11 protein-coding genes are annotated in these 10,615 nt (G+C 60.2%); 5 read left to right on the forward strand and 6 right to left on the reverse strand.

What is annotated here, in order from left to right:
- Positions 1-16: 16 nt before the first annotated feature.
- A complete protein-coding gene (locus tag ACTJLC_RS10710; RefSeq protein WP_073430416.1) occupies positions 17-727 on the reverse strand; it encodes an autoinducer binding domain-containing protein in 711 nt (236 codons plus the stop codon).
- Positions 728-1,287: 560 nt separating this feature from the next.
- Here ACTJLC_RS10710 and ACTJLC_RS10715 point away from each other — a divergent pair.
- Positions 1,288-1,911, forward strand: a complete 624-nt coding sequence (locus tag ACTJLC_RS10715; RefSeq protein WP_073430484.1) for an acyl-homoserine-lactone synthase — start codon at positions 1,288-1,290, stop codon at positions 1,909-1,911.
- 94 nt (positions 1,912-2,005) lie between these two features.
- Here the strand turns inward: ACTJLC_RS10715 and ACTJLC_RS10720 are convergent, their stop codons facing one another.
- The 3 genes from ACTJLC_RS10720 to ACTJLC_RS10730 form a co-directional block, all read right to left on the reverse strand.
- Positions 2,006-2,563 (reverse strand): inclusion body family protein, encoded by a 558-nt coding sequence (locus tag ACTJLC_RS10720; RefSeq protein ID WP_073430415.1) that lies wholly within the window; start codon positions 2,561-2,563, stop codon positions 2,006-2,008.
- Positions 2,564-2,715: 152 nt separating this feature from the next.
- Positions 2,716-3,273, reverse strand: a complete 558-nt coding sequence (locus tag ACTJLC_RS10725; RefSeq protein ID WP_073430414.1) for an AidA/PixA family protein — start codon at positions 3,271-3,273, stop codon at positions 2,716-2,718.
- Positions 3,274-3,416: 143 nt separating this feature from the next.
- On the reverse strand, positions 3,417-4,742 hold the full coding sequence (locus ACTJLC_RS10730; protein ID WP_073430413.1) for a PQQ-dependent sugar dehydrogenase: 1,326 nt from the start codon (positions 4,740-4,742) through the stop codon (positions 3,417-3,419).
- A 228-nt stretch (positions 4,743-4,970) separates the two neighbouring features.
- On the opposite strand from ACTJLC_RS10730, the gene ACTJLC_RS10735 reads away from it, so the two are divergent.
- The gene (locus ACTJLC_RS10735) at positions 4,971-6,155 is read left to right on the forward strand and encodes an acyltransferase family protein (protein ID WP_310129588.1); all 1,185 of its coding nucleotides are present in this window, start codon (positions 4,971-4,973) and stop codon (positions 6,153-6,155) included.
- A 45-nt stretch (positions 6,156-6,200) separates the two neighbouring features.
- Here ACTJLC_RS10735 and pncA read toward each other — a convergent pair whose 3' ends face one another.
- Both pncA and ACTJLC_RS10745 read right to left on the reverse strand, forming a co-directional pair.
- Positions 6,201-6,950 carry a bifunctional nicotinamidase/pyrazinamidase gene (pncA, locus tag ACTJLC_RS10740; protein WP_440843825.1) on the reverse strand — a complete coding sequence of 250 codons (750 nt, stop codon included), beginning with the start codon at positions 6,948-6,950 and terminating at the stop codon, positions 6,201-6,203.
- Between the two features lie 827 nt (positions 6,951-7,777).
- Complete coding sequence (locus tag ACTJLC_RS10745; RefSeq protein WP_440843827.1) at positions 7,778-7,933, reverse strand: hypothetical protein; 156 nt, start codon at positions 7,931-7,933, stop codon at positions 7,778-7,780.
- Between the two features lie 92 nt (positions 7,934-8,025).
- Here ACTJLC_RS10745 and ACTJLC_RS10750 point away from each other — a divergent pair, with 92 nt between their 5' ends.
- The 3 genes from ACTJLC_RS10750 to tnpB all read left to right on the forward strand — a co-directional run.
- Positions 8,026-9,747, forward strand: coding sequence for a hypothetical protein (locus ACTJLC_RS10750; protein ID WP_310125315.1), 1,722 nt, complete (start codon positions 8,026-8,028; stop codon positions 9,745-9,747).
- Positions 9,748-9,957: 210 nt separating this feature from the next.
- Positions 9,958-10,377, forward strand: coding sequence for a transposase (locus tag ACTJLC_RS10755; protein ID WP_374710350.1), 420 nt, complete (start codon positions 9,958-9,960; stop codon positions 10,375-10,377).
- A partial coding sequence (gene tnpB / locus ACTJLC_RS10760) for an IS66 family insertion sequence element accessory protein TnpB (protein WP_440843830.1) occupies positions 10,365-10,615 on the forward strand: 251 nt, incomplete at its 3' end. The genes ACTJLC_RS10755 and tnpB, both read left to right, overlap by 13 nt.

Here is a 10,615-nt window from a genome sequence, read left to right on the forward strand (position 1 = left end):
GAGATTGCCCCGCCGGCTAGATCAGCCCGGTTGTGATGGCCTTGACGACGGCTTGCACCTTGTTGGTGGCAGCCAGTTTCGATAGCACGTTGTTGACGTGAAAATTGACCGTGCGCTCGGAGATGCTGAGGATTTTCCCTATCTCATAGGACGTCTTGCCGTCGCCGGTCCAGCGCAGCACCTCGCGCTCCCGGGCGGTCAGCATGATGCTCGCCTCGGCTGCGAGCTTGCTTTGAAGGAACTGACTCATCAGCATGTGACAAACATTCGACAGCCAGTTAGCCGGCATTTGCAACTGCTCGATCTCCGCGGGCGTCAACGGGTCTGCGTGGCGCGACATTGTCAGCAACCCGAAGGCGCCATGCGTCGTCCAGCTCGGGTGGGCGACGCCGACCTTGATGCCGAAGTCGCGCGCATCGGACCACAAACGTTGAGCCTCGTCATGCGTCGATTGAGGCCAGACGATCAGATCGGCGCTGCGCATGCCCGCGCGTACGGTCGGATCGATGTCGAGAAAACGATTGACGTGGTAGTGCGTCATCCAGCCCGGCGGATAAGTATCGAAAATCGCGACCGTGGGTTTCGATACCGGCAACGGCATGCGAATACCGTAGCAACAATATTCGAATCCAAGACGCTCCGCGAATGACGCAATCTTCTCGAACAGCTCGTATTCGTCTTTTGCCGAGCGGAATAGCTGGTAAGCATCATCAAAGTACGATTCCATTGCGTCCCCGAACTAACCGTTTTTATGAGCAAGCCCGTCCAGGGGCTACATAGAATGGCAACGCGCAATCCCTCCATTGACCGGGCGGGCGTCAGTTGGGCGGGATGGGTATATCGACGGTACGTGAGGCACTTTCCTGATCGCCTGGGGCGACGTGCGAAACAAAGTGCGAAGCAACGTGCGAAGCAAGCTCATGGGCGTTGATCGCATGGGCGCCGATCTGGAAATGGGCGGTTCCGCATAAGCGCCTGCACACCGGCTCATGCGCTTGAACTGGCCGCATACGGTGGCGGCCACGATTCCGCTTACCGTCAAGGAGCCGCAGTCCATTGTCTCCTCCGTTTGCCGACACTGAGCGTTGCATCTGAAATGCATGGATCTCGAACGTCGCCGCACTCATTTATAAGCAAAAGCGGATCGCTTTTCAATCATGGGTAGTTACTAGCCGAGCATTTCAGGCGATGGCGATTTTTTGCCGTCATGCCCTGTCAACTCTATCAGTTACCCCACGCCAATCCCCGCGCTTTAATGCGCTCGATAAAAAGAAACGGGGATGCATGATGGAGACTTTCGTTCACGACAATGGACGGCTGCCTGAGGCCGTGGGCGACGCGCTTGCGCAGTATCGGCATGCGGTATTCGTCAAGCAGTTGGGATGGCGCCTGCCCATGGCACACGACGGCTTCGAACGCGATCAATATGATCGTGACGACACGGTGTACGTCGTCGCCAATGACGAGGCCGGGTCGATTTGCGGCTGCGCCAGGCTTTTGCCGACGACACTGCCGTATCTTCTCAAAGACCTGTTTCCGTTTCTGCTTGCCGAAAGAATGTCGGCGCCGGAATCGCCCGACGTGTGGGAGCTGTCGCGCTTCGCTGCGAGCACGCTTAGCGCCGGCCATGTGGCGGCCGGCAATCTTGCGTGGGTGTTTCGCCCGATGCTCGCTGCCGTCGTGCGATGCGCGGCGCAGTTGGGCGCGCGGCGCCTGATCGGCGTGACTTACCTCAGCATGGAGCGGCTATTTCGGCGGATCGGCGTGCAGGCGCACCGTGCCGGGCCCGCGCAATGCATCGATGGAAGAATGGTCGTTGCATGCTGGATAGATATCGACAATCAAACGCTATCGGCGCTCGGTGTCGAAGTCGCGCATGGCGGAATTCGCCAACTGATCGGGCCCGTTTGATGCGAATTCAACGTGCGCTGGAACCTGTTGGATCCGTCCTCGTGAATCCAACAGGTACATGCGGATTGTTATGAAGCTCCGCTAGTTCAGCACATTACGCGACGGTAATGTACGGGTCCCACCAGAAGTAGCCGTACAGTTCCTGGTCCTGTCCATTGTCGGCCAGTTTATAAAGTCCGAAGGCGATGCCGAATCCTTCCCTGCCGCTCGAGCGGACTTTCGAATCGAACACCGAGAAGTTCGTCTGCTTCCGAATGGGTGGGAGTCCATTCCGGCTGGGTGAATCGGCGTTGGGTTGTACCGCGCCGTTTCGCACGACCATGTCCGCATTGAACTGATTGAAGACCTGATCGCCCGAGAAATGCTTGACGTCGTACACGATCACGGCGTCGTCGGAGTTGTTGTAAATCGAAACGCCGGTGAAGGCCACGTTGTCCCCCACGTTCGCCCTGAATTCCAGATCGCCCGTGCCCTGGCCGGAGATGATGCCTCGCGAACCCGTGCACAGCATGAACTGATGATCGTGAGCGATACCGGTCGGCGTGTTCTGGTCCTTGCTCGGGTTCGGATACGCTTGCTTGATATATTCGGTGTCAACGACGACGAGCACGTTGATGTCCACACCGCTTGCTTTCAACACTGTTTCAGCCATGATGTTCCTCTCCAGTTTCCTTTGTTTGTCCGAGACTGCCTGGCGACACCTGGTCTAAGTGTCACGTGCAATGTCCTCTTATTTCCGGGTTCACACAGCTCGCAAAGTAAACAGGAGAGGGAGTAGATCGACAGCCGTCAAACCAACTTTTTTCATATCGAGGCGATGACAAAGTGACAGGCGTAATAGCCGAAAGTCCTCTGGCTCTGTCCATCGTCAGCCAGCGTATAGAGCGCGAAGGCGAGCTCCAGCGTCTCAACGCCGCGTTCGAGAACGGTCGATGAGATGCGCGAGAAACTGGCTTCCCTGTGGGTGGGCGGCAAACCGTCGCGATCCTGCGAGTCCGGGTTAGGTTCGACTGCCCCCGATCTCGTGAGAACGACGAGTTGTGGCGGCGCGACAATGCTTCCGTCGACGGAAGATCGCAAAGAATAGAGCAGCACGGCATCTTGCGAATTGGCGGAACTGGAGGTGCCCGCAATCGAGACGATGTCGCCAATATTTGCGTTGAGCCTCGGCTTTCCTGTTGCCTGAAAGCGGATTGCGTCTCGCGCGTCCGTGCAGATCGAAACCGGGCAATGGTGGCCCAAAACCTTCGGGTGCGATGCGTCGCGATTGGGTCGATAGGCGCTGGTGATTTCGTCGGTGTCGACGACGACAAGCACATTGATGCGCCGCGGGGCCGGTCGTATCGGATATTCGGATTCCATATGCGCTCGATAGGTTCGCCACTCGCCGTGGCGTGAACAACACTGTTGGGACGTGTCGAGCCAATTTTGCGCTTAGGCCCTCGCTTGTGAACCTGTCAGTATCGTCAGGGCGAACGCGGTCCGCGCGCCATTCGCCGCGCCATTCATGGCTGGCCGCGCGCGCCAGCCGGTGCGACACGCCAGATGGTATTGCCGACGTCGTCCGCGACCAGCAATGCACCCTTTGCATCGATCGCCACGCCTACGGGTCTGCCTTGTGCATGCCCGTCGGGTGTGAGAAAGCCGGTCAGGAAATCTTCGGGTCCGGCGCCCGGCCGTCCGCCCGAAAACGGCACGAACACGACTTTGTAGCCGCTATGCGGCTTGCGATTCCACGAGCCATGCTGGCCGATGAATGCGCCGTTCCAGTAATGTTTCGGGAATAGCCGCGCGGTATAGAAAACCAGTCCGAGCGACGCGGTGTGATTGCCCAGCGCGTAATCGGGCACAACCGCCTTCGCGACCAGATCCGGGCGTTGCGGTTTGACCCGCGTATCGACATGCTGGCCGTAGTAGCTATAAGGGAAGCCGTAAAACGCGCCGTCGTGCACGGCGGTCATGTAGTCGGGAACGAGTTCATTGCCGAGGTCGTCGCGTTCATTCACGACGGTCCATAGCGCGCCGCTTTCGGGTTGCCACGACAGGCCATTGGGATTGCGCAAGCCGGTCGCGAACGGCCGCAGGGTCTGCGTGGCGATATCGAATTGCAGAATCCGTGCGCGGTCCGCTTCGGCCTCCATGCCGTTTTCGGCGACATTGCTGTTCGATCCGATCGTCACGTACAGATGCTTGCCGTCGCGGTCCGCGACAATGTTCTTGGTCCAGTGATGATTGATCGGCCCGGCCGGCAGATCCGCCACTTTTACGCCGGGCGAGGTGATCGTCGTTTCGCCGGTTCGATAGGGGAAGCGAAGCAATGCGTCCGTATTGGCGACATAAAGCTGATCGCCGACGAGCGCCATGCCGAAGGGCGAGTGAAGGTCCTTGAGAAAAACCGCTTGCGTTGTCGCAGCGGCCCCGCCGCTTCTAGCACGCAGAAGAATGATCCGGTCGGGGCTCGGCACGCCGGCTCCGGCGCGTTTCATCACCTGCCGTGTGATCCAGCCGAATACGCCGCTTCCCTGGTCGTGCGCCTTCGGCGCATTGCTTTCGGCAACCAGAACGTCGCCATTCGGCAAGGTGTACAGCCAGCGTGGATGATCGAGGCCCTCGGCGAATGCCGTGACGGTGAAGCCCGGCGGCGCAGCCGGCGCGGTGCCGGGTGTGCGCTGTTGGGCGGGCGCGATGTTGAGGGTCGGCAGCAAGGACGACTGCGGGGCCGGCAGGACAGGATTCGGGCCGAAGCCCGTTTCGACCGACGCCGAGGGACCGATTGCGCACGCCAGCAGGGGCAGTGCCAACAAGGCGATGAGATGAGCAGGCACCCGCATGGCATCTCCGGGAATGATTCGTTGAGTTCACATCCTCGGTAGCAAGATATCTGCCCGGCGGTTCGGGCCATCAGGCATGCCGGCGTGCAAGTCGCACAAGCTGTTTCGGATCGTGAGAGTCGGGATGTGGAGATTAGCGAAAAAAACAGGAACTTCCGCGGAACACGTCTTGTCCACGAAGCTCGCGGCCCCTGACCGGGCGGCACGAACCGCGAGGAGGATGTATCGATGGAAAAAGGACGCGTTGCCGCGCTCGACGTCGGCCGGGCGCTCGCGATCGTCGGTGTGGTTGCAGTACACCTGTCGTTTCAGTTTCCGAATCTGCCGCATAGCGTCACGTTATTGGCGCGCATGGGTCAATACGGCGTGCAGTTGTTCTTCGTGATCAGCGCCATCACGATCTTCATGACGCTCGAGGCGGACCATGAGCGTTGCGCGGGCGCGCGGCACGTCACATTGCGTTTCTATATCAAGCGTTTCTTTCGCATTGCCCCGATGTATTACGCGGCGATCGCCGTCTATGGACTGATCAGCTACGGCGCGACGCAGTCGGGCTACGAGCGCGCGTGGGTGCTCGGCGCGCACGGCGCAACGGACATCCTGCTGAACGTACTGTTTCTGCACGCGCTGTCGCCTACCGCGATCAACAACGTGGTGCCGGGAGGGTGGTCGATCGGCGTCGAAATGCTGTTCTATCTGATCGCGCCGCTGCTGTTTTTTGTCGCGATGAACCGTCTGCGCTTATTGATCGCCACGGTGTTGCTACTGGCGCTTTCTCTCTTCGCGTTGTCGATCGGCGATTGTCGCGGCACGTTTGTTTGTCATGTGAGCAATAACTCGTTCAGCTATTTCTGGCCGCCGGTGCAAGGGCCGTGCTTCATCATCGGCATGTGGGCGTGGTACGCGTTCCGCTCGCATCTGACGGGCGCATCGAGCGTGACGCGGCGCACGGCGTGGTTATTTTTCTCGCTCGCGTCGGTCTTCGCGCTCGCGACCGCGGCGCTCGGCGTGTGGCTTGCGAAAGCCCATGAACTCGCGCCGATTTTCGCCGCATGCAGCGCGGTCGCGTTTCTGCTGTTCGTCTGCTCGCGCCGCCATGATGCGCGTGGCGGCGAACCGCGCGGCGCGTTGATTCGCCGCTGTGCGGACGCGCTTGGCCGCGAAAGCTACGGCATCTATCTGTGGCACTTCGTCTGCGTTTATGCGACGTTGCATTTCTTCGAGGGCGTGTTCGGGCAGAGCGACCGCAAGACGTCGCTCGTGCTCTTCATCGCGACGGTGCTGGCGGTGCTCGCCGCGTCGTATGCGTTCTCGCGCGTCTCCGACCGGATGATTCAGGGACGCGCGACGCGTCTGTCACGCAGCATCCTCGCGCATGTGGACCGGCGCTTTCATGGCAGTGGACGGGCGTGATGGTTGATGCGGCAAGGCCTGCGAGGCCGTCTGCGAGGCCGCCGGCTAGGCCGACAAAATGTCCTTCGATTGAATCCGCTTCACGCCCGCGCGGTCCATGTTCTTCCACGCGGCCGCTAGCGAGCCGTTCAGGTCGATGGCGCGCGTCGCATCTTCGATCACATAGGCCTTGAACCCCGCCTTGCGGGCGTCCAGTGCCGTCCATGCAACGCAAAAGTCCGTTGCCAGGCCCGTCACGAACACGGTGTCGATATGCCGCTGCTTGAGGTATCCCGACAGGCCGGTTTTCGTCTTGTGATCGGCTTCCTCAAACGCGGAGTAGCTGTCGATGTTCTTGTGAAAGCCCTTGCGGATGATCAATTGTGCCGTGGGCAGCTTGAGATTCTTTTCGAGCGCGGCGTCTTCGGTGCCTTGCACGCAGTGGTCCGGCCACAAGACCTGCGTGCCGTACGACAACTGCGCCGTCTCGAACGGCTTCTTGCCGGAATGGGAGCTGGCGAACGACGCGTGCCCCGCCGTGTGCCAGTCTTGCGTGATGACAATGTTCTCGAACTTCTCGGCCAACTGGTTGATGAGCGGCACGACCTCGGCGCCGCCCTTCACCGGCAAGGAGCCGCCTTCGATAAAGCAATTCTGGACGTCCACGACGATCAACACGGACTTGCTGTCGGGCTTGATCAGCGTTCCCGATGACGCCGACGCCGCAAGAGCGCTCAGACCTCCCAGGCCGAAAAGATAAGTCAGACCAAGCGCGGTGGTCGATTTGATGAGCGCCCTGCGATGGTTTGCTATCACGGCGAATCTCCATTCTGATCGAAACCTTAATCATAGCGGCGCCAAATTCATGCCGCGCGTTGCCGTCATTCCGAGCATGGCGTCAGGATATCCCTAGCGGCCATTCCGGATACCTGTCGTTTTTTTCCGTGCTTCCTGACTGCGTGAGATTCGCGCTGCAATTAGCATCGGGTATCGATACACCCCTGCGGTTGCCTTTCGGCGATTTCCCATCTTTCCTGGCGCGAGAACAAAGCGGAGCCGGCGACGCACGTCTGCGTGCGCCCGTTCCGCACGTGCCGTGAAGAAAGCGAGCGCGCCGCTCTTGGCTTATCTGCCGCATTGCTGTCCGTTCGTGGAATGTTCATGCGAGCGGATGACGATACATCTAAACACCGGCTTCACCATCAATAGAGCGCAGTCAGCGCGCCCTCTGGTTTTACTTCTCTACTCGATAACGCCAAAGCGGGACGACTTTGATCGATCCGGCTGAATCCTTGGGGCTAACCGGCTTTTTAGCGAATACATACAGGCGATGATGAGACATCCAAGATTACTGCAGGTCGCCGCGGCGACAGCGTTGGTGTGGTTTGGCGCGGAAAACGCATTGGCTCAAACCAGCACGATTACCGTTTCGGGACTGCAATACGCGCTGTGCGGACAGGAGAATGGCAATTGCACATTCTCGGGAACCGGTTCGGTGGTATTCGGGGCCGTTCCGCCCAATTCGCCGTCGGTCATGCTGACGGCGCCGCGTACCTTCAGCAATGGGGTGGGCTGTTACGTCGGCGCGGTTTCGCAGACAGATCCCGCATTCGGCTACGGCAAATCATGCTGGGTGAGGCTGGCTACCACCGCCACGCCGACACCGGCACCGGCACCGGCACCGGCACCGGCACCAACGCCAACGCCAACGCCAACGCCAACGCCAACGCCAACGCCAACGCCAACGCCATCACCAACTCCATCACCGACTCCATCACCAACTCCATCACCAACTCCATCACCAACTCCATCACCAACGCCCGCACCAACAACAACCTCGACACTCTCCTGCGGCACGCCGATCCAAACAGCGGGTGGCAGCACGAACGGATTGATCAGCGCGGACACCCCCACCACCGATGGCCTGCGCATCTTCCAGAACAACGCACCGTTCAAGCTCGCGATCACGACGAATTCGCAGAGCGCGGATACGGTGATCTGGTCCGTCGCCGACACGAATGGCGCGATCAAGGCGCAGGGAAGTTTCGCGGTGAGCGCCGGCGCGCAGACCAATACGATTCCCTGTACGTCGACATGGTCCGGCTACGGCGCGCTTACCGCGACGCTGCGCGCGAATGGCGGCACGCTGCCGAGAAGCGGAACGCGCCCGATGGGTATCGCGACATTCGGCGTATTGCCCAATCTCAAGCCGGTATTGGGCACCGTGACGTATGCGCACCAGGATCAACACCGTTTCGGCATGCAGGGTTTCAACGGCAATATCGCCGCGCTGCGCGCTCTGGGGATCTCGTGGACGATCGACGATCGTCAGCAGTCGGTCATGGAGCCCAATGGCCCGAACACCTACACGCCGAGCGTGAACGATCTCGATCCGTTCTATAAAGCCAATCCCGATCAGATGCGCATCGTGCGTCTCGATGGACTGCCCGCCTGGAATTCGAAGACCGGCCAGTACACCGACAGCTACTATGCGCCGCTGAACATGCCCGAGTTCCAGAACTTCATGGCGAGAGTCGGTAGCGATACGAGCCTGATCCGCGCGGCAAACTATCCGAACCAGCAGAAGAACTACTATCAGGTGACGTGGGAGCCGAGCCTCGGCTGGTCGGATAGCGACGCGAATTTCGTCGCCATGTACAAGGCTGCTTACGAAGGCATTCACTCCACCGATCCGAATGCAGTCGTGATGGGCACGGCCAATCCGTTCGCCGCGAATTGCGACACCTGCACCACCGGCTATCTGAAGAAGTTCGGCGCGCTGGGTCTGTGGAATTACATCGATGCCGTATCGACGCATGGCTACTGGAATGCCGGCACCTATCCGGCTCATCCGCCCGAGTTGCAGGATTCCGATCCCGATCCGGCGAACCAGGCCAACGCGCTCGACAAACAGATGGCGCAGTTGCGCTCGGTGATGCAGGCGGGCAAGCCGAACATGAAGCTCTTCTTCACCGAAGCAGGCGCGAGCTACGATCCTGGCCTCAGCTACAGCCCCACGGTGCCGTCGCAGAACCAGTTGTTCGCGCATGCCGCGGTGGGCGTGCGGGCGCACATCATCGTGCTTGGCGGCGGCGCGCAGCTCACCACGTTTTTCTATGGAGCTGACTATCCGGGCGAAGTGGGATACGGCACGTTCTTCGACCTGAATAACGCACAGGGCGCATTCGGCGCGACGAATCTTTCGCCGAAGCCCGAAGCGATGGCCTTCGCCACGATGACTCGCGTTCTGGACGGCACCAACACCTTGGGCCGGGTCACGGGCGCGCCGTCGGGAACCTTCGTGTATGCGTTCCAGCAACTCGGCAACGGCAAGGTCGTGACCGCCGCATGGACGCACAGCAACGCGCAGTGGCCCACCAGCGGCGGCGTGTATAGCCAGACGTACTCGACCGGTTATTCGCTTCAGGTCGACAGTCCGGGGACGTCGGGTAACGTGACGAAGATCGACGGTTACGGGAACACGAGCACGCTCCCCTATACCGACGGCCGGGTCGCGCTGACACTCACGGAGGTGCCGCAGTACATCGTGTCGAATAACGCGACGATTGCGAAAAGCAATGCGACGGTGCCGCTCGGCTATACCGGTCAATAAACGCCGACGATAAACGCCGACGAGAAACGCCAATAAGAGAGCGTTCAGAACCATTGACGCGCCGCTCGCGAACGGCGGCGCGTCGATAACCTCGGTTGGATTTCCCGTTCGTCTCAACGGTTGCTGGTAAGCGACTCGGCCCGACCGTTTCCCGATGCTGATTTTTCCAAAGCATGATGGGCGCGTTTAGATTGACGGAGCCAGTCAGCCATGTCGAACGCAGGGGCGCGAGCCCATCCCCATCGCACGTACACGCAAGAATTCAAGCAGCAGGTGATCAGAGAGACGTTGGAGCCCGGCATGTCAGTGTCGATTGTTGCGCGCCGGTACGACATCAACGCCAATGTGGTGTTCGGATGGCGCAAGCAATATCGTGAAGGCAAGCTGGTCGTCCCCGCACTCGACGCTGCGCCGAGCGTGCCAGGCACGGAACTGCTGAGCGTCGACGTGATCGACTCGGCATTGGTACTTCGGGCACCGGAGCCGACAGTGGTGTCGGAAGCGATGAGCAGCGTACCGATGCCGACGCCCGTGTGCGAGATCGAGGTGGAGATCGGCAAGCGGCGCGTGAAGATTCGCGGCCTGTCTGCCGAGCGCACCGAAGCGTTCCTGCAGGAATGTTTGAAGTGATCGCGCTGCCTGCAGGTACGCGCATCTGGCTGGCGGCCGGCGTGACCGACATGCGTTGCGGGTTCCAGGGGCTGGCCGCGAAAGTACAGACGGCACTCGAAGAAAATCCGCTGGGCGGCCATGTATTCATCTTTCGCGGTCGTCGCGGTGATCTCGTGAAACTGCTTTGGGCAACTGACGACGGGCTCTGGTTGCTCGCAAAACGATTGGAGCGAGGCCGTTTTATCTGGCCCCAGGC

It is taken from the genome of Paraburkholderia sp. 22099 (assembly GCF_052045835.1).
In the GTDB taxonomy this organism is placed as follows: domain Bacteria; phylum Pseudomonadota; class Gammaproteobacteria; order Burkholderiales; family Burkholderiaceae; genus Paraburkholderia; species Paraburkholderia terricola.

Coding starts and splice junctions, on each gene's coding strand:
- ACTJLC_RS10710 (WP_073430416.1), bottom strand. CDS start 727: ATGGAATCGTACTTTGATGATGCTTACCAGCTATTCCGCTCGGCAAAA.
- ACTJLC_RS10755 (WP_374710350.1), top strand. CDS start 9,958: ATGTCGAACGCAGGGGCGCGAGCCCATCCCCATCGCACGTACACGCAA.
- ACTJLC_RS10735 (WP_310129588.1), top strand. CDS start 4,971: ATGGAAAAAGGACGCGTTGCCGCGCTCGACGTCGGCCGGGCGCTCGCG.
- ACTJLC_RS10715 (WP_073430484.1), top strand. CDS start 1,288: ATGGAGACTTTCGTTCACGACAATGGACGGCTGCCTGAGGCCGTGGGC.
- ACTJLC_RS10720 (WP_073430415.1), bottom strand. CDS start 2,563: ATGGCTGAAACAGTGTTGAAAGCAAGCGGTGTGGACATCAACGTGCTC.
- ACTJLC_RS10745 (WP_440843827.1), bottom strand. CDS start 7,933: ATGGAGTTGGTGATGGAGTTGGTGATGGAGTCGGTGATGGAGTTGGTG.
- ACTJLC_RS10730 (WP_073430413.1), bottom strand. CDS start 4,742: ATGCGGGTGCCTGCTCATCTCATCGCCTTGTTGGCACTGCCCCTGCTG.
- ACTJLC_RS10725 (WP_073430414.1), bottom strand. CDS start 3,273: ATGGAATCCGAATATCCGATACGACCGGCCCCGCGGCGCATCAATGTG.